Below are 18,524 nucleotides of genomic sequence, written 5' to 3' on the forward strand. Positions count from 1 at the left end.
TCACTGGTGGAGTCATTTTCCCGCCCGGCCCCGTGGATCTATATCCACTTCGAATCCGGGGTTTGCCAGCGAACCGCTGATGACGGTTTTGAGATTTTCAGGTGGGGAGACTGGCGGATCACGCCAGCGCGGCCCTTACATTCGTAAAACAAAGCCCACGGCACGCCGTGGGCTTTATTGGCAGTCAGTCAGGCAAGGCCTTACTGAGGCGCTACTTCAGTTTTAGGTTTGCCGTTGTGCCACTCGTAGACCACGAATTTGAAGTCTTTCAGGTCGCCCTTGGCATCGAAGCTCAGGTCGCCAGTCGGGGTCTTGAAGGTGCCAGCGTGGATGGCTTCAGCCACTTTGGTCGCGTCTTCGGATTTGGCCGCTTTGATGCCTTCGGCAATCACGGTCACAGCCGAGTAGGAAGGGAATACGAACGGACCGCTCGGATCTTCCTTCTTCGCCTTGAATGCATCAGCCAGGGCAACGTTGGCCGGATCCTGGTCGAAGGATTTCGGCAGGGTTACCAGCAGGCCTTCGGCAGCGTCTTTGGCGATCTGGGTGATCGAGTCGTTACCCACGCCTTCCGGACCCATGAACTTGGCTTTCAGGCCTTTTTCCTGGGCTTGACGCAGGATCAGACCCAGCTCCGGGTGGTAGCCGCCGTAGTAAACGAAGTCGACGTTGGCTTGCTTGAGTTTGGCGATGATCGCCGAGAAGTCTTTGTCGCCGGCATTGATGCCTTCGAACACGCCGACTTTGACGTTTTTGCCTTCGAGGGTTTTCTTCACCGCAGTCGCGATGCCTTCACCGTATTGTTGCTTGTCGTGCAGCACGCCAACGATTTTCGGTTTGACGTGATCGGCAATGTAGTTACCGGCGGCAGGGCCCTGGGCGCTGTCGAGACCGATAGTACGGAAGATCATTTTGTAACCACGGGCGGTGATGTCCGGGCTGGTGGCAGCCGGGGTGATCATGATCACGCCTTCGTCTTCGTAGATGTCCGAAGCGGGTTGAGTGGAGCTGGAGCACAGGTGACCGACCACGAACTTGACGCCGTCGTTGACGACTTTGTTCGCTACGGCTACCGCTTGTTTCGGATCGCAAGCGTCATCGTATTCAACGGCTTCGAGTTTCTTGCCGTCTACGCCGCCCTTGGCGTTGATCTGCTCGATGGCCATTTTTGCGCCACTGAACTGCATGTCGCCGTATTGGGCTACAGGGCCGGTTTTAGGGCCGGCGATGCCGATCTTGATGGTGTCAGCTGCGAACGAATGGCTGGCAACCCCGGCCAGAACCATAGCGGCAAACAGTTTGGAAATCTGCTTAGTAGCCTTAGTCATAGTGCTCCACTCTTGATGTTGTATTTTTTTAGAGTCCTGACGCCGTAGCAGCAGAACCGGGACAGATATCTTGGCGATACCCTCCGGAAAAGCCCCCGGCAACTGTACCGGTACAGTGTAGAGCGCCGGTTGTTGGCCTGGGAAGCTGGGGCCGAGGGGCAAAACCTGAGGGTGTCGCTATTTTGAAAGAAAAAGACAGAATTGCGGCGGGGCGTTCCCGGGGCTTATGCCCCAATCAGCAGCATTCCTTGGCGTTCCTGCTCTTTTCGTTCGGATCAAGCATTTGCAACCGGGTTTTGCTGCCGGACTACCAACGTTATTATTCGCGCTGATTTCTTTTCCGGACACTTCCCATGAATCAAGAACCTAGCACCCTCTATGCCAAGCTGCTTGGTGAGACTGCATCTATTACCTGGAAGGAGCTCGAACCGTTCTTCGCCAAGGGTGCCCTATTGTGGGTCGACGCCGGCCTGGATCTGATCGCGGTCGCCGAAGCCGTAGCGTCGGATGAAGGCGAGAAAGTCGCTGCCTGGCTGGCCGAAGACAAGGTCGCCAAGCTGTCTGAAACGCGGGCGCTGGATCTTTTCGAGCGTGATCCACTGATGTGGGCGGTGGTGGTCAGTCCGTGGATTCTGATCCAGGAAAGGGCGGCTGAATGATTGCTCGCACCTTGTTGGTGCGCGCCGTCGGCGGGGGAAAGTGTGTAGCCGAGTAGCGTGATGGCAGGTTGCCGTAGAGAAATGCCACAGGCCTGGGTGGCATAACGGTGACGTAAACGTAACGGGCACAGTTTAGTAAGCAGCCTAACGGCTGCTTAATTGTTTCTGGATGTTGGAAGGGCTGAAATCTGCAGCGAATTTCCGGGCCTCATCGCTGGCAAGCCAGCTCCCACAGGTCCGGTGTCGTACACAGATTTTGTGTTCCACACCGACACTGTGGGAGCTGGCTTGCCAGCGATTGGGGCGCCTCGGTCTCGGATCAGACCGAGAAAGTCTTGCCAGTATGGTTATTCAGCGAAATAACCTTGGTCTTGCCAATCCGGTGACGATAGATCTCACGCAAGTACTTGATCGACTTCTTCACACAATCACGCGACAGGCGAATGTCGTTGATCGAGACAAACTTCTCCTTGTCGTTGATCAGCTCGCGGTACTTCTTCTCGTACATCGGTTTGATCGCGTACCAATTGGTATCGAGGATCTTCGCCGGGTTTTCGAACTCGTTGAGCAGTTCGTCGATGCGGTCTTCGTCGAATTCTTCGTTGATGATGAAGTCGAGTATCGAGTTGTCCAGCGTCTCGTCGAAACGGTACGGGTTCTTCGCGAAGCAGCGTTTGATGAACGCCACGATCAACGTCAGGAAGTCGTCCGACAGGCACGGGCTCTTGGCGATCAAGGTGGTCAGCGACAAGTTGGCCGAGGCGCCGATCACCAGCGCATAACGCTTGAGCGTGGTGTTCGGGAACAGGCTGTTGAGATGGGTCTTCAGCCGGTTCAGATCCATGTACGACAGCTTGTAGTCTTTCGGTAGCGAGACGATCGAAACCACCGACGAGCAGTTCTTGAAGAAGTGCAGGTCGTGCAGCGCGGCGGCGTCGTAGCCGGAATTCTTGTACTGCTCCAGCGACGCGCGATAGCGCTTGGATTCGATCGGCAGCAGGCTGATGCCTTCAATAGCCTGCGTGACCTTGTTGAAGTGCGGCAGGTCGATCGAGCGGAAGAACAGGTCGTCGATGTTCAGGCGCTGCGGCTCTTTGTCGAACACCTTGAACTTGTCGCTGCTCGGCGGCGGGGTTTCCGGCACCACCGATTCGGCGTAGGCAATTGCCACCGGGCCGGCCAGACTCATGAACAAGTCGTTGGCGTCGAGGCGGATGGTTTCGCCGATGTCGATGCCGGCGCGGCGGAAATAGTTCTGGTCGTAGTCAGTCGTGACCGCTTGCGCCGTCAGAATGTTGAAAATCTGCTGCGAGATGTACTGGTTGGCGTGCTTTTCCATCGCGTTGACATCGATGTTCTGAATGTTGCCGTCATCGCTTTCTTCGGCGTAACGCATGATGTCGTTGGAGATCAGCATCATCGCGTTCCATGGGCGGATACGGCCCATGACGCTGGCTTCGCTGCTGTCTTCGTTGGCGAAGTTGTAAGAGAAATCCCATTCTTCCGAGAGGTATTTGCACAGCAGGCGTCCGGCGTTGATGTGCAGCGCCTCGGACATTTCGCTGCGGTGGTCGGAAATGTTCGGCAGCACGCAGATGCCGCTGGTGAAGATCGGCTCGAACACAAACGAATGACCGCTCTTGCCGTCGTGCTCGTCCATCGGCTTGGTGTCGAACGTCTTGTTCATGTACGAGTGCTGCTGGGCCAGACCGAATTCCGAGGCCATGCCCGAGCCGGTACCGCCGCCGGCACTGAAAATCGAGAAATACAGGCGCGACTGGTTGGCTTTGATCCCGCAGCTGTCGATCAGGTACGAGTGGATCATTTTCCAGTCAGGGCTGGAGAAGCGCTGGGTGTCCTTGTTGAGGATGATCTTCGCCAGGTACTGACCGAGGATCGGCGCGTTACCGGCGCCACCGGCGTGGACTTCCGACAAGTCCATGATCTTCATCTTGCTGTAATCGCGCAGGAAACCGCTTTTCTCGCCCTTGCGCGAGAAACGGATGCGCCCGGCGATGTCCTTGTCGAGGTCGCCGAGCATCACCAGCGGCTCAACCAGAAACACCGGTTTGCTCGCCTTGTTGTTACCCAGGCGCAGGTTGTTCTTGATCCACTGCGCCGGGCTGTAGCCCTTGTCGGCCGAACGTCGGTCGCTGGCCGGGCGATCTTCGTTGTTGAATTCGTTGAGGTAGAACTTGCGCGCGTTGTACACCAGCTCCGCCACATCGAGGGCGATGTTCGAGCCGCAGCGACCGAGGCCGATCAGGCACACCGAGGGGAATTCCTGCTCGCTGTGCTGCTCGTTATCGCCTTCCAGGTGCGGTGGGCGCGGGAACACCATGTCACGCAGACCGTCGAGGTTGTCGAGGATGCGGTCGGTGTTGGTTTCGGTGAAGTACAGGTATTGCTGAGTGTTCAGCGGGCGCGCGGGCGGCGATGGCTTCAGCGGTGCCGGGCTGTTGGCGGCTGGGCTCAAAGTCAGATCGGATACCGCAGTGGCCGGATTATTTTTAGAAGTCATGGTGCGCCATATACCTGGACTGGTTGGCACGACGACCGTTGTCGTCGAGCCTCACGGAAATAGAGATCTCGCGTCTTTTACTGCGCGTGTTTTGCCCGTGCGCAAGGCAATGAGCCTGAATGTCGCGCGGGGGAATCCTTTCCTGATTGATGATGGATCGGCCATTATTCGGCGATCTTTAATCAAAAGAAGGCTAAATGATGTCAACGCTACCTTCGTTGGGGTTCGCCGGAATCGGCTTGATGGGCTTGCCAATGTCCCGACGTTTGTTGGCTGCGGGTTACCCGCTGACGGTGTGGAACCGCAATCCGGGCAAGTGCGCAGCGCTGGTCGAAGCGGGCGCGCGACAAGTAGCGACGTCTGCCGAACTGTGCGCACACGCGGAGGTAGTGATGCTGTGCCTGGCCGACACGGCGGTGGTGCGCGAGGTGGTGTTTGGCGCAAACGGAATCATCGAAGGTGCCCGCAAAGGCCAGTTGCTGGTGGATTTCTCCAGCCTCGAACCGACCGCCACCCGTGAGATGGCCACCGAGCTGGCCGCGCGAACCGGCATGGCCTGGCTCGACTCGCCCGTGTCCGGCGGAGTCGTCGGCGCCGAGGCCGGCAGTCTGGCGATCATGGTCGGCGGGGCGGTGGCGGATCTCGAGCGCGTACGTCCGATCCTGCTTAATCTCGGTCAGCGCGTCACGCACATGGGCGGCGTCGGTGCCGGTCAGGTGACCAAGGCGTGCAATCAGATGATCGTCGCCTGCAATGCGTTGGTGATTGCCGAAGTGGTGGCGCTGGCCGAGCAGGCCGGGGTCGACGCGGGCCTGATCGCCGAAGCACTGGCCGGCGGGTTTGCCGATTCCAGACCTTTGCAGATTCTCGCGCCGCAAATGGCCGAGAGCCGTTTCGAACCGGTGAAGTGGCACGTGCGTACGTTGCTCAAGGATCTGGATACGGCGGTGAAGTTTTCCCGCGAAGTCGGGTCGGCCACGCCCATCAGCGGATTGGCCGCACAACTGATGCGCCTGCACGGGGCGCAAGGCTTTTTACAGCAGGATCCAGCGACACTGGTGCAAATGTACCGCGCGCCAGACTCAACGGATTGACCGCGTGCGAGTGCTTGCGCTGATTGATCTCCTCGAGCACCGCGCGTAATTCGTCCAATGGCACGGGGCGGCTGAGCAAATAGCCTTGAATGAAGTCGCAGCCGGAGCGCTCGAGGAATTCGTACTGTTCGAGGGTTTCCACGCCCTCGGTGACCACCTGCAAATGCAGGGTGTGCGCCATGACGATGATCGCCTGCACGATCTCCATGTCGGCAGTGGCTTTGGGGATATCGAGGATGAACGAGCGATCGACTTTCAAGGTGTTCAGCGGCAGGCGCTTGAGGTAGGCCAGCGACGAGTAGCCGGTGCCGAAATCGTCAATCGACAATGACACGCCCAAGGCGCGAATCTGCCGCAACAACACGAGGGTGTCGGCGATGTTGCCCATCAGCGCGTTTTCGGTGACTTCCAGTTCCAGCCTTTCAGGTGCCACACCAGCAGTGCGTAAGGCGCGCTCGATTTCGTCGGCCAGTTCTTCGCGGGCCAGATTCAGCGGCGAGCAGTTCCAGGCGATTTTCAGATCGGCGCAGCCGTGGCGCGACAGTTCGCCGAGGTCTTCGCAGGCTTTGCGCAGCACCCAGTTGTCCAGCTCGGCGATCAGCCCGTTGTTCTCGGCGATGGCGATAAAGCGATCCGGTGTCAGCAGTCCGTGTACCGGATGTTGCCAGCGAATCAATGCTTCGAGCTTGGTCACACGGCCGGTTTTCAGTTCGAAGATCGGCTGGTAATACAGCATCAAACCGTTTTCCTCGCGCAGGGCGTGGCGCAGTTCTTCTTCGATTTGCAATTCTTGGCTGGCGCGGTTTTTCAGGGACGAATCAAAAAAATGCACGCCGTTGCGCCCGGCGCCTTTGGATTGGTACAACGCCAGATCCGCGTGCTTGAGCAGTTCATCGCAGGTGCTGCCGTCCTCGGGAAACAGGCTGATGCCGATGCTGGTGGTCATCACCATGCGTCGGCCGGCCAGCTCGATCGGTTCTTTCATCTTGAGCATGATGCGCTGCGCCAGGTTGCGCGCTTCTTCACGGTCACGCAGGCCGATGAGGATGCAGAACTCATCGCCGCCGAAGCGCGCAACCACGTCTTCATGCCCGCGCACCGAGCCTTTGATCTGCTGCGCAATGACCTTGAGCAGCTCATCGCCGGCGTCATGCCCGAGGCTGTCATTGATGCGTTTGAAGTGGTCGATGTCGAGAAACATCACTGCGAGCATTCCGCCTTCGCTGGTTTTCTGGCTGAGTTTCTCGGCAAAGATCTGATTGAAACCACGGCGATTGATCAGGTTGGTCAACGCATCGTAGTTGGCTACGTGTTGCAGCGACATGCGCGCCTGATCGAGCTGGCTGAGCAGGGCGTTGACCCGGCGCAGATCGTCGTCCTTGTGTTGCAGTTTCTTGTCGGCCAACGCGGCGCTGACGGCGCTACCGAGGATCAGCAAGGTAATCAGTGCGACGGTCAGGCCCAGTTGCAGGCTGCCGGTGCCCGTGCCGAGTGTCGGGAAACTTTCCTCTGGCAGCACCAGATTGAGCGCGGCCATTGCGGTGAAATGCATGCTGATGATGCCTGCGCCGAGAATCAGCGCGGCGAGGTATTTGAGCATCTGGATATGCAGTCCGCTGCCCTCGCGTAAATAGCTGGCGACCCACAGCGCAGCGAAGCTGGCCGCGATGGCGATTACAATGGATAACACAAAAAGGGTCGGTTGATAGTAGGCCGTGGCGGCGGATTCCATGGCCGCCATGCCGACGTAATGCATGCCCGCGATGCCGAGGCCGATGACCAGAGCGGTCTTGAAGTATTGCAACAGACTTGGCTTTGGTTTGCTCAGGGAGTGCATGGCCAGCCAGGAGGCGAGCAGGGCGATCAGCAGCGAGAAGAAGGTGATGGGCAGGTCGTACTGAATGTCGATCGGCGCCTGGAACGCCAGCATGCTGATGAAGTGCATGGCCCAGATGCCGCCAGCCAGGCAGGTTGCACCGATCCAGCGCCATAGCCGTTGCGAACTTCGGTCTTCGGCATGGCCGACCCGTTCAGCCATGTCGAGGGTGGCGAAACTCGCGGCGCAGGCGACCAGATAGGCCACCAGCACCAATAATGGGTTATGTGTGCAATCGAGAATGAGCTGTCCGCTCTCCGGTAGCTCGGTAACAAACTGCAAACCCAGCCACTCCATAGCATGCTCCGTCTCAGAGACATCCTGCCCGCGTCATGTGCGCGGGCGAATTTCTGGAGTATAGAGGCGGATTTTGCCGAGCATGCGGTGATGGCATATTGGTGCTAACCATTTTGGAATTAGCGTCATAACGATTGGCGCTAAAGGTCAGGCACTCCGGTCGAAAGGGATCAGATTCCAGTCCGATTCCAGCGGCAGCAAGCCGAAGCGCGCGCGGGCGGCATCACAGTCGGTGTTTTGCTCGCCGCTTTCCCACGAGGCTTCGAACTCGCGGCACGGGCTGGAGCGTTGCTCATAAATCGTGCATTTCACTTCACTGCCGACTTCACCTTCCAGCGCGATGCAGCGCGGTGATTTGCAGTCGGTGCCGTTCATCGCCACGCGGCTTGGCGTGATCTGCGTCACCAGATCATCGGGCACCGTCCCACCGGAGGACGCACACTCACCCCAGAAAAAAGACACGCGAAAATGGGAACAACAGGCACCGCAATTCAGACACGGACTGACTTCGGACATGGGGAGGGCATCAAAGGGATTGATCGGCTGGATCTGGACAGATCCGGCGGCCATTCTAGGCTTCGCCACGGACTTGGGAAGGGGGGCGCTGAAGTATTTTTTCGTTGCCGGGTTTTGCCGGAAAAGCCCCTGTTTTTGGGCGATTCGAGGCTTTTCAAGGGCTTACGTTTCTTTACAGTGCAATGGGTCTATATCAGTCAGACGAATGATCACAGACAGCCCCCGCGCGGCTGACTAAATTGCCAGTTCCGGGCTCGGATGCGTTGGCAGTGAAGCCCTAATAACAATAAAGAGACGGACCCATGCAGAACTCGACCCAAGCGGCGAATGCCTGGCGCATTCTGTTCCTGCTGTTCCTTGCCAACCTGTTCAATTTCTTCGACCGCACGATCCCGGCGATCATCATCGAGCCGATCCGCATGGAATGGCACCTCAGCGACTTTCAGTTGGGGATCGTCGGCACTGCATTCACCATTGTTTACGCGATCGCCGGCCTGCCCTTGGGGCGCATGGCCGACACCGGCTCGCGCGCCAAACTGATGGGCTGGGGCCTGGCGACCTGGAGCGCGCTGACGGCGGTCAACGGGCTGGTCGGCAGTTTCTGGAGTTTCCTGATCGTGCGCATGGGGATTGGCATTGGCGAGGCCAGTTATGCGCCGGCCGCCAACTCGTTGATCGGCGACCTGTTCCCGGCGCATCGCCGGGCGCGGGCCATGGGCATTTTCATGCTCGGCTTGCCATTGGGCTTGCTGCTGGCATTCTTCACCATTGGCTGGATGGTCAAGGCGTTCGACAGCTGGCGCGCGCCGTTTTTTATCGCTGCGGTGCCGGGGTTGTTGCTGGCGGTCTTCATGTTTTTCATCAAGGAGCCCAAGCGCGGTGCTGCGGAGGCCGTGCAGGTGTCGCAGGAGAAAGTCGACAAACCGATGCGCCGGATTCTCGCGGTGCCGACCTTTCTGTGGCTGGTGATGGCCGGGTTGTGCTTCAACTTCGCGACCTATGCCTGCAACTCGTTTCTGGTACCGATGCTGCAGCGCTATTTTCTGATGCCGTTGCAGGAAGCGGCGGTGGCTACCGGGGTGATTGTGGGCGTGACCGGGCTGGTTGGCCTGACCCTCGGCGGCTGGATTGCTGACAAGATCCACCAGCGGGTGGCCAATGGGCGGCTGCTGTTTGCGGCGTTCAGTCTGATTGTTTCGACGGTGTGCACCGCATGGGCGTTGCATGCGGGGCGGATTGAGATCGGCTTGTTTGTGGCGGTGTTCAGTCTGGGGTGGTTGTTTGCTTACAACTTTTATACGTGCGTTTACACGGCGATTCAGGACGTGGTCGAGCCGCGCCTGCGCGCCACGGCGATGGCGCTGTTCTTTGCCGGGTTGTATCTGCTCGGTGGCGGTTTGGGGCCGGTGGTGGTTGGTGGTTTGTCAGATCACTTTGCCAAATCGGCGATGGTCGCGGCGGGGGCGGAGCAGATGACGGAAGCGTTCAAGGCTGTCGGCTTGCATGACGCGATGTACCTGATTCCGGTGGCGCTGTTTCTGACCATGGTGTTTCTGTTTCTGGCGGCGCGGTGTTTTGTGCGCGATGCGCAGCGTATGAAAGAGGGGTTGGTGGCTGTGGTTGAGCCAGAGGTTGCAGCGGTGACTGCTTAACCGCTATCGCTGGCAAGCCAGCTCCCACAGTGACCGAGTCGTACACATAATCTGTGTCCAACCCGAAACCTGTGGGAGCTGCGGTGCGACGATTCGACTTGCCAGCGATGAGGCCATCAGCGGCAGCTGAAAATAGCAGACAAACAAAAAGGCCCGCATCGCTGCGGGCCTTTTCATTTACGACGCCAGAGCAGGGGAGTTAACCCGCCACCAACACCCGAATCGCTTCCAGTCGCAACGCCGCTTTATCCAGCATCGCCAGACCTTGCTCACGCTGATTGCGCAGGGCGACCAGTTCGCTGTCACGCACGGTCGGGTTGACCGCTTGCAACGCGGTCAGGCGCGCCAGTTCTTCGTCGGTGTCGGCCGCCAGACGACGGCGGGCCTCGGCCACGCGCTCGGCGTGACGCGGGGCGATCTTCTCTTCACCGGCGTTGATCCGTGGCGTCAGCTGATCGCGCTGGGCCTGGATGAACTTGTTGGCGCTGGCGCGTGGCACGCTTTCCAACTGATCGTTGAGGGTTTCGAAAGCCACTCGCGACGACAGATCGTTGCCATTGGCATCGAGCAGGCAGCGCAGAGCGGCCGGTGGCAGGTAACGGCCCAGTTGCAGCGAGCGCGGGGCAACCACTTCGCTGACGTAGAGCAATTCCAGCAGCACCGTGCCCGGCTTGAGCGCCTTGTTCTTGATCAGCGCGACGGCGGTGTTGCCCATCGAACCGGACAGCACCAGATCCATGCCGCCCTGCACCATCGGGTGTTCCCAGGTGATGAACTGCATGTCTTCACGCGACAGCGCCTGGTTGCGGTCGTAAGTGATGGTCACGCCTTCGTCGTCGCCCAGCGGGAAACTGGCGTCGAGCATCTTCTCGCTCGGCTTGAGGATCAGGGCGTTTTCCGAATGGTCTTCGCTGTCGATGCCGAACGCGTCGAACAGGGTTTCCATGTAGATCGGCAGGGCGAACTGATCGTCTTGCTCGAGGATGTCCTCGACCAGCGCATCACCTTCGCCAGCGCCGCCGGAGTTGAGCTCCAGCAGGCGGTCGCGACCGGTGTGAAGCTCTTGCTCCAGACGCTCGCGCTCGGTGCGCGCTTCGTCGATCAGCGCTTGCCACTCGCTGTCGTCGGCTGCTTCGAGCAGCGGCAGCAGGCGCGGGCCGAACTGATGCTGCAAGGCGTTGCCGGTCGGGCAAGTGTTGAGGAACGCATTCAACGCTTCGTGATACCACTGGAACAGCCGCGCTTGCGGGCTGGTTTCCAGGTACGGCACGTGTACTTCGATGATGTGCTTCTGGCCGATCCGGTCGAGACGCCCGATACGCTGTTCGAGCAAATCCGGGTGCGACGGCAGATCGAACAGGACCAGGTGATGGGCGAACTGGAAGTTGCGACCTTCACTGCCGATTTCCGAGCAGATCAATACCTGGGCGCCGAACTCTTCATCAGCGAAGTAAGCGGCGGCGCGGTCACGCTCAAGGATGTTCATGCCTTCATGGAACACCGTGGCCGGGATGCCGGAACGCACGCGCAGTGCGTCTTCCAGGTCCATTGCGGTTTCGGCGTGGGCGCAGATCACCAGCACTTTGGTTCGCTTGAGCATTTTCAGCTGATCGATCAGCCACTCGACGCGCGGGTCGAATTTCCACCAGCGCTCTTCTTCGCTGGCATCCGGCTGGGCCTGGAAGCTGACTTCCGGGTACAGCTCGGCGTGATCGCCCAGCGGCAGTTCGAGGTATTCGTCCGGGCACGGCAGCGGGTACGGATGCAGTTTGCGCTCGGGGAAACCCTGCACGGCGGCGCGGGTGTTACGGAACAGCACGCGGCCGGTGCCGTGGCGGTCAAGCAGCTCACGCACGAGGCGTGCGCTGGCTTCGGCATCGCCATCGTTGACGGCGGTCAGCAAGGCTTCGCCTTCGTTGCCGAGGAAACCGTGAATGGTTTTGTGCGCGGCGGGTGACAGGCGACCTTTGTCCATAAGTTCCTGAACGGCTTCAGCCACCGGGCGATAGTTTTCGCTCTCGGCGCGGAATGCGGCCAGGTCATGGAAGCGGTTCGGGTCGAGCAGACGCAGACGCGCGAAGTGGCTGTCCTGACCGAGCTGTTCCGGGGTCGCAGTGAGTAGCAGCACGCCCGGGATCGTTTCAGCAAGCTGCTCGACCAGGGTGTATTCCGGGCTGGCTTTCTCTTCGTGCCAGACCAGGTGATGCGCTTCGTCGACCACCAGCAAATCCCAACCGGCGGCGAACAACGCGTCCTGCGCCTTCTCGTCGTCGACCAGCCACTCCAAAGCTACCAGGGCAAGCTGTGTATCTTCGAACGGGTTGGAGGCATCGCTTTCGATGAAGCGTTCTTCGTCGAACAGCGCCACTTGCAGGTTGAAGCGGCGGCGCATTTCCACCAGCCACTGGTGCTGGAGATTTTCCGGAACCAGGATCAACACGCGGTTGGCGCGGCCGGAGAGCAGTTGACGATGGATCACCAGACCGGCTTCGATGGTTTTACCCAGACCCACTTCGTCAGCCAGCAATACGCGTGGCGCAATACGGTCAGCGACTTCACGGGCGATGTGCAACTGGTGCGCGATGGGCTGCGCACGCACGCCACCCAGACCCCAGAGTGCCGATTGCAACTGGCGGCTGGTGTGTTCGAGGGTGTGGTAACGCAGGGAGAACCAGGCCAGCGGGTCGATCTGCCCGGCGAACAGGCGGTCGCTGGCCAGACGGAACTGGATGAAGTTCGACAGCTGGGTTTCCGGCAGGGTGACCACTTCGTTTTGCGCATTGAGGCCGTGGTAAACCAGCAGGCCATCGACGTCGTCGACTTCCTGAACCGTCAGCTTCCAGCCTTCGAAGTGAGTGATCGAGTCGCCCGGCGAGAATCGCACGCGGGTGAGGGGCGCATTCCGTAGCGCGTACTGGCGGGTTTCGCCAGTGGCCGGATAGAGCACGGTCAACAAGCGGCCGTCCTGTGCCAGAACGGTGCCTAAACCCAGCTCGGCTTCGCTGTCACTGATCCAGCGTTGCCCCGGTTGATACTGCTGCGCCATGCTGCCTGTCTCCCACCTTGAAAAAGCGGGCTATCTTAACGGAATGAGGGGCTCAGGGCCAAAGGATTAGGTGTTGCGACGTGCTTTAGCTGCGAGCTGCAAGCCTGAAGAAATGCGGTCATCTGTCAGTTTTACGTGGGGGCAGGGCACCAGTGAGTGCCAACCCGGTCACAAGTTTGCGACCGATGGCTCAAGGCACCCCCGCCGCAGCCGATAGCCTGCCGACAGGAGAACCTTCTATATGCTGCCACCGATGCTCCCCCTGAGTGCCGTGCCGGTCACTTCCCAGCAGGATCCGGTTCGACCACGGCCGGAGATCCCGCCGGTGGTGCCGGTGCAGGAAAGCTCCAACGAAAGCACGATCGACCTGCAAAAACGCGACCCGGAAGAGGCGGGATTCCAGCTGCGCGAAGAACAGCGACGTCAGCAGGAACGGGAACGCCGGCGCCGCGAAGCTGACAACGATCCTGAAGAACATCTTGCCGTGCCTGGTGACGAGCTGAATGCCGACAATACCGTGCCGGTGGTGCCGCTGATGGAAGATCAGCCGCGTCAGGGTTTGTGGGTCGATATTCAGATCTGAGTCCGCTCATTTACATGAATTGTTGTAGAGCGTTTATCTCGATGGCTGGTCAGCGCTTGCGTCAGGCGGCATGATTGGCGCAGTCCTGCCTGTGAAGCGGCAGTTGTGATTCTGACCAGCGATGTACCGAACGCCATGAGCCAAGACGACAAACTGATCGACCTCAATTCCGAACGTGCCAAGCGTGTGCACGACCTCAACGACAAGCGCCTGAATGAAGTGCGTCAGGCGTTCGAGCAGGCGATGCCGTTGGGCAAAACCAAGAAAAAGTCGAAGAAACCGAAAAAGCGTTGATCCCCCTCCCTGCATCTTTTGATGCAGGTCAGTTGTATTCCCTCCTTCTTCCCTCGCTTATCGTCCGGCATTGATCCTGGTCAATTGCTGTGCCTGCGTGATTGGTTAACTTAGCTCCATCGCAGCAGAGCAGGGGCCAGGAGGCCAGTCATGTTTTTCGATAACGTGGTGTTTGCCGGGGTGCTGACAGTTGGCCTCATGGTTCTGTTTTTTGCAGGGTTTGGATTTTTTATCTGGAAGGATGCGAATAAGCGCAAGAAGTAGTTCTTCTGGATTTTATGAGCACGCAAGGCATTTTGGGGCGACTTCGGTTGCCCCTTTTTTTGTTTTTGTTTTGGGGGTTTATCCGTTGCTTCGGGTGCTGCGGCTGACGGTTCCGCCCTTACGGCGGGTCACCTTTTCCAGACGCCGAAAAGGTAACCCAAAAGGCTTTACCCTGACGTTCGGCCCTCGCTTAGGCTCGGGTTCCTTCGCTCCGGGATTGATCCGGGGGCATCGCCTCCGGTTTGCTGCGCTGCACCTCCTCTCGATGTGTTCGACTTCGTCGAACGGTCGCTACGCTCCCACCCCCGGATCAATCCCTCCACTCAGCCTGCCGACGGGCGCTTGAGATCAAAAGCTGCACTCGAGCTAACGCTCATTGTGTTGAGTGGTGAGGGGCGGGTGTTCGGCTTTGGTTTTGCGGTGGATTCACCCCTCACCCCAGCCCTCTCCCCGAGGAGAGGGAGCCGATTTGTGGTCTTTTCATAGCCTGAGTTCGGCTTGGTATTTCACGTCGGCGCACCTCTGCCAAACCACTCGGTCAGTTCCCTCTCCCTCTGGGAGAGGGCTAGGGTGAGGGGCTCTTGATCCGGCTTTTGATGTGACTTTTGATCTCAAGCCCCATCGGCAGGCCGAGCGTAGGCGCTCATCAGGGGTAGGCGCGCAGCGCCGTGCGGCGAAGCCGCATACATCGAGAGGAGGTGCAGCGAAGCAAACCGGAGGCGATGCCCCCTGATGGGCGCCGTAGCGAGGGAACACTGAGCTTAAGCGAAGTGCCGTACGCCAGGGAGAAGCCTTTTGGGTTACCTTTTCGGCGTTTGGAAAAGGTGACTCGCTGTAAGAGCGAAACCGCCAGCAGCCGCTACCAAAAAAAACGGATATGCCCCCAACCCCCAACCCCCAACCCCCAACCCCCATTCCCAACAAAAAAGGCGCGATCCTCTCGAATCACGCCTTCTTCAACACAACTATCTATCAGCTACCCAACGCCTTCGACGCCAGCCAGAACAACCCGGCCGAGAGGCCAACCGTAGCCGGCAGGGTCAGCACCCAAGCCAACAGGATGGTCTTCACCGTGCCACCTTGCAGACCGCTTTTGTTCGCGACCATGGTGCCCGCCACGCCCGAGGACAGGACGTGGGTGGTCGACACCGGCAGACTGAAGATGTTGGCCATGCCGATAAGAGTGGCTGTGGTGATCTGCGCCGACATGCCTTGGGAGTAGGTCATGCCTTGCTTGCCGATCTTCTCGCCGATGGTCAGTACTACGCGTTTCCAGCCGACCATGGTGCCCAGGCCCAAGGCCAGTGCCACTGCCAGAATCACCCAGAACGGGGCGTATTCGGTGGTGGTGGTCAGGTCTTTGCGCAGTTTGTCCAGATCAGCCTTTTCACGGGCAGCCAGGCCAGGCAACTTGCTGACTTTCTTCGCGGTGTCGTCCAGGCAGAGCAGGTAGCGACGCACTTCTATACGGCTTTCCGAGGACAGCGAGTGGTAATCCGCTACACCTTTAAGTGTATCGAGGAGGGCGGAGATAGTCGGTTCGGTCTGTTGCGGGTTGCAACGGAATTTCTCCGGCAGATCGCCTTCGACGCTTTTGCCCAGCGCGAGGAACTCACCCAGCGTGTCGCCGTTGCGCTTGTAGAACTGGCTCAGGTGCAGGGTCGCGTCGCGGGTGCGTTCGATCTGGTAAGTGGTGCTGCCGAGATCGAGTACGAATTGCGCCGGGACGATACCGATCAGTACGAGCATGATCAGGCCGATGCCTTTCTGGCCATCGTTGGAACCGTGCACGAAGCTCACGGCCATGGCCGAGATCACCAGGACCAGACGATTCCAGAACGGTGGGTGCTTCTTGTCGTCGATCTTGCGGCGCTGTTCCGGGGTCTTGTGCATCTTGGACAGCGGACGCCACCATTTCAGACCGATCAGGATCAGTGCGGCAATCAGGAAACCGGCCATCGGCGAGAACACCAGCGAGGCGCCGATATCGATCGCTTTCTGCCAGTTGACCCCGTCAGCCAACGGAATGTCGTTGATCAGCGCATTGGCCAGGCCGACACCGAGGATCGAACCGATCAGCGTGTGCGAACTGGAGGCCGGGATACCGAAGTACCAGGTGCCCAGGTTCCAGGTGATCGCGGCGGCGAGCAACGAGAACACCATCGCCAGACCGTGGCCGGTGTTGACGTTGATCAGCAGCTCAACCGGCAGCAGGTGAACGATGGCATACGCCACGCCAACCCCGCCCAGCAGCACGCCGAGGAAATTGAAGACACCGGAGAAGAACACCGCCAGGTGGGGCGGCATCGCTTTGGTGTAGATAACAGTGGCTACCGCGTTAGCGGTGTCATGAAATCCATTGATGAACTCGAAGGCGAGGACAAACGCCAGGGCGAGCAAGAGGCTCACAAGCACCCAAGCATCCAGTCCGCTGAATAAATCGATCATGAAGGTTTTCTGACCCGGTCATAAGGGGGCGCGATTATGCCAGAAAAGACTGGAAATCGATGCCCTACCTGCTCATCGGTAACAATCTTCATCGAATTAATTTGTGGCAAAGCGTAACCCCCGAGTGTTTTACCCGGTTTTACAAGTCTTTGATTGGCTTGAAAAAATAGCCACGTCGCAAGCGCAACACCCCGTGCTGCGGGGGCTTGAACGCCTGTGCGAAAAATCTCGGAAACGGGTCACAACTCAGCGCCAGAGGCTCACGGCTCTTCTGGTTTGAGTTCCTCTTCCATTTTTTTCAGTTCCTGCTGGAAGACCTGATCCTGAACGGTAGGGCGTTTACGCCAGGCTTTGCGTTCAGGTTCTGGCTGGGCGGCGTAGGTGGTGACTTCCCCGCCGTAAACATCCTTGTAACGTTGTTCCTGGCGCTCAAGTTCCGCGCGCAGTTCGTCTTTCGTCACAGTGCTACCTGTTTGAGTTGAGTTGAAGGTCTGGTGAACACACTGCAACGAATCAATTGAACCAATTCACCGACACGACGCAACCTGAACAGGCAGCGGGGCAATCGGCGGGGTCAAGACTTCCGTGTTGCAGGCGGCTACGGCACCAGATTAAAACTGACGCAGCATCAGCTTCCTGTTTCAGCGAGCGCGCTGGCGGTGCATGAATAATGAGCATCAGGCGCTGGCTGGGGCTGACAACAATGGACATCGCGTCAGCCGGCGGCACTCTCGGCAAGTAATTGCGCAGCGCCACTGAAGTGCATTATAGCGGCCGATTCGGGAATGACTATCTTTGCCAAGTTAAAAACGGTTCGGGATGTGTGATTGTTTTGTGACCCGTAACTTTTTGCAGTAGTTACACCGATGTTGCGAAGCGGTGTGTTTTTGGCGCCATTTAGTCGAACAACTTAATAGCGCAGCTCAAGTTCAGATGCAGGCTCGGCGAGCGGGGCCGGGCGGTTGCGATAATCGGTCGACGGTTCGATAATCGCCCAATCTTGGTGGCCCGATGCTTGTGCATTGCGCCGTGAGCAGCTTGTATAGCCGCAGATCCGCACAGGACAAAGGACCCGAAATGAACGATCAGATGCGCAACTCCTTCACTTCAGTGGCGCCGCCGATCGTGGCCTCGCCGGCCAAACGCATTCAGGCGCTGACCGGTGACCCGGACTTCATGACGTCGCTGGCCCGTGGTCTGGCTGTGGTGCAGGCGTTTCAGGAGCGCAAGCGCCACCTGACCATCGCGCAGATCAGCCACCGCACGGAAATTCCCCGCGCCGCCGTGCGCCGTTGTCTGCATACACTGATCAAACTCGGCTACGCCACCACCGACGGCCGCACTTACTCGCTGCTGCCGAAAGTCCTGACCCTCGGCCACGCCTATCTGTCTTCGACACCACTGGCCGTTTCCGCCCAGCCGTATCTCGACCGCATGAGCGAGCAACTTCACGAAGCCTGCAACATGGCCACGCTGGAAGGCGACGACATTCTGTATATCGCGCGTTCCGCTACCACCCAACGGCTGATCTCGGTCGATCTGTCGGTGGGCGGGCGCCTGCCGGCCTATTGCACGTCGATGGGGCGGATTCTGCTGGCGGCGCTGGATGACACCTCACTGCGCGAATACCTCGATCACGCTGAACTGGTGGCCAAGACCAGCCGCACCATTCACACCGCCGACACGTTGCTCGAATGTTTGCAGGAAGTCCGGCAGCAGGGCTGGTGCATTGTCGATCAGGAACTGGAGCAAGGCCTGCGTTCGATTGCCGTGCCGGTCTACGACGCATCCGGCCAAGTGGTCGCGGCGCTCAACGTCAGCACCCACGCCGGGCGCGTCAGCCGCACCGAGCTGGAACAACGCTTCTTGCCCGGCTTGCTCAGCGCCAGCCGCGACCTCAGCGCCCAACTTTTCGCCTGAGGAAGCTGTTCGATAAACGCACAGAG

14 protein-coding genes are annotated in these 18,524 nt (G+C 59.1%); 7 read left to right on the forward strand and 7 right to left on the reverse strand.

From position 1 onward, the window contains the following. Positions 1 to 200: 200 nt before the first annotated feature. The gene (locus ACP7BN_RS18355; protein WP_426205536.1) at positions 201 to 1,328 is read right to left on the reverse strand and encodes a branched-chain amino acid ABC transporter substrate-binding protein; all 1,128 of its coding nucleotides are present in this window, start codon (positions 1,326 to 1,328) and stop codon (positions 201 to 203) included. A gap of 353 nt (positions 1,329 to 1,681) precedes the next feature. Between ACP7BN_RS18355 and ACP7BN_RS18360 the strand changes: the two genes are divergently transcribed. Then, the gene (locus ACP7BN_RS18360; protein ID WP_426205537.1) at positions 1,682 to 1,987 is read left to right on the forward strand and encodes a DUF2288 domain-containing protein; all 306 of its coding nucleotides are present in this window, start codon (positions 1,682 to 1,684) and stop codon (positions 1,985 to 1,987) included. Positions 1,988 to 2,306: 319 nt separating this feature from the next. Here the strand turns inward: ACP7BN_RS18360 and ACP7BN_RS18365 are convergent, their stop codons facing one another. Beyond that, the gene (locus ACP7BN_RS18365) at positions 2,307 to 4,508 is read right to left on the reverse strand and encodes a hypothetical protein (protein WP_426205538.1); all 2,202 of its coding nucleotides are present in this window, start codon (positions 4,506 to 4,508) and stop codon (positions 2,307 to 2,309) included. A gap of 197 nt (positions 4,509 to 4,705) precedes the next feature. On the opposite strand from ACP7BN_RS18365, the gene ACP7BN_RS18370 reads away from it, so the two are divergent. Next, the gene (locus ACP7BN_RS18370; RefSeq protein WP_426205539.1) at positions 4,706 to 5,602 is read left to right on the forward strand and encodes an NAD(P)-dependent oxidoreductase; all 897 of its coding nucleotides are present in this window, start codon (positions 4,706 to 4,708) and stop codon (positions 5,600 to 5,602) included. Here the strand turns inward: ACP7BN_RS18370 and ACP7BN_RS18375 are convergent. Together ACP7BN_RS18375 and ACP7BN_RS18380 are read right to left on the reverse strand one after the other, a co-directional pair. Next, positions 5,493 to 7,775, reverse strand: coding sequence for a putative bifunctional diguanylate cyclase/phosphodiesterase (locus ACP7BN_RS18375; protein ID WP_426205540.1), 2,283 nt, complete (start codon positions 7,773 to 7,775; stop codon positions 5,493 to 5,495). The genes ACP7BN_RS18370 and ACP7BN_RS18375 overlap by 110 nt on opposite strands. Before the next feature lie 147 nt (positions 7,776 to 7,922). After that, a complete protein-coding gene (locus ACP7BN_RS18380) occupies positions 7,923 to 8,291 on the reverse strand; it encodes a YkgJ family cysteine cluster protein (RefSeq protein ID WP_426205541.1) in 369 nt (122 codons plus the stop codon). Positions 8,292 to 8,593: 302 nt separating this feature from the next. Here ACP7BN_RS18380 and ACP7BN_RS18385 point away from each other — a divergent pair, with 302 nt between their 5' ends. Beyond that, positions 8,594 to 9,943, forward strand: coding sequence for a spinster family MFS transporter (locus tag ACP7BN_RS18385; protein WP_426205542.1), 1,350 nt, complete (start codon positions 8,594 to 8,596; stop codon positions 9,941 to 9,943). Between the two features lie 199 nt (positions 9,944 to 10,142). Here ACP7BN_RS18385 and rapA read toward each other — a convergent pair whose 3' ends face one another. Beyond that, on the reverse strand, positions 10,143 to 12,989 hold the full coding sequence (gene rapA, locus ACP7BN_RS18390) for an RNA polymerase-associated protein RapA (protein ID WP_426205543.1): 2,847 nt from the start codon (positions 12,987 to 12,989) through the stop codon (positions 10,143 to 10,145). 241 nt (positions 12,990 to 13,230) lie between these two features. Between rapA and ACP7BN_RS18395 the strand changes: the two genes are divergently transcribed. The 3 genes from ACP7BN_RS18395 (at position 13,231) to ccoM (ending at position 14,130) form a co-directional block, all read left to right on the forward strand. Then, entirely contained in the window at positions 13,231 to 13,572 is a 342-nt protein-coding gene (locus tag ACP7BN_RS18395) for an aspartate-semialdehyde dehydrogenase (protein WP_426205544.1), read from the forward strand. Positions 13,573 to 13,707: 135 nt separating this feature from the next. Next, on the forward strand, positions 13,708 to 13,866 hold the full coding sequence (locus tag ACP7BN_RS18400; RefSeq protein ID WP_420648190.1) for a hypothetical protein: 159 nt from the start codon (positions 13,708 to 13,710) through the stop codon (positions 13,864 to 13,866). A 150-nt stretch (positions 13,867 to 14,016) separates the two neighbouring features. Next, entirely contained in the window at positions 14,017 to 14,130 is a 114-nt protein-coding gene (gene ccoM / locus ACP7BN_RS18405) for a cytochrome c oxidase subunit CcoM (RefSeq protein ID WP_003222396.1), read from the forward strand. Positions 14,131 to 15,102: 972 nt separating this feature from the next. Here the strand turns inward: ccoM and ACP7BN_RS18410 are convergent. Together ACP7BN_RS18410 and ACP7BN_RS18415 are read right to left on the reverse strand one after the other, a co-directional pair. Continuing rightward, the gene (locus ACP7BN_RS18410) at positions 15,103 to 16,578 is read right to left on the reverse strand and encodes an inorganic phosphate transporter (protein ID WP_420648189.1); all 1,476 of its coding nucleotides are present in this window, start codon (positions 16,576 to 16,578) and stop codon (positions 15,103 to 15,105) included. A gap of 260 nt (positions 16,579 to 16,838) precedes the next feature. Beyond that, positions 16,839 to 17,039 carry a hypothetical protein gene (locus tag ACP7BN_RS18415; RefSeq protein WP_420648188.1) on the reverse strand — a complete coding sequence of 67 codons (201 nt, stop codon included), beginning with the start codon at positions 17,037 to 17,039 and terminating at the stop codon, positions 16,839 to 16,841. 616 nt (positions 17,040 to 17,655) lie between these two features. Here ACP7BN_RS18415 and pcaR point away from each other — a divergent pair. After that, the gene (gene pcaR / locus ACP7BN_RS18420) at positions 17,656 to 18,498 is read left to right on the forward strand and encodes a pca regulon transcriptional regulator PcaR (protein ID WP_420648187.1); all 843 of its coding nucleotides are present in this window, start codon (positions 17,656 to 17,658) and stop codon (positions 18,496 to 18,498) included. Positions 18,499 to 18,524 lie beyond the last annotated feature (26 nt).

The organism is Pseudomonas sp. TWP3-1, assembly GCF_049896625.1.
GTDB lineage: Bacteria > Pseudomonadota > Gammaproteobacteria > Pseudomonadales > Pseudomonadaceae > Aquipseudomonas.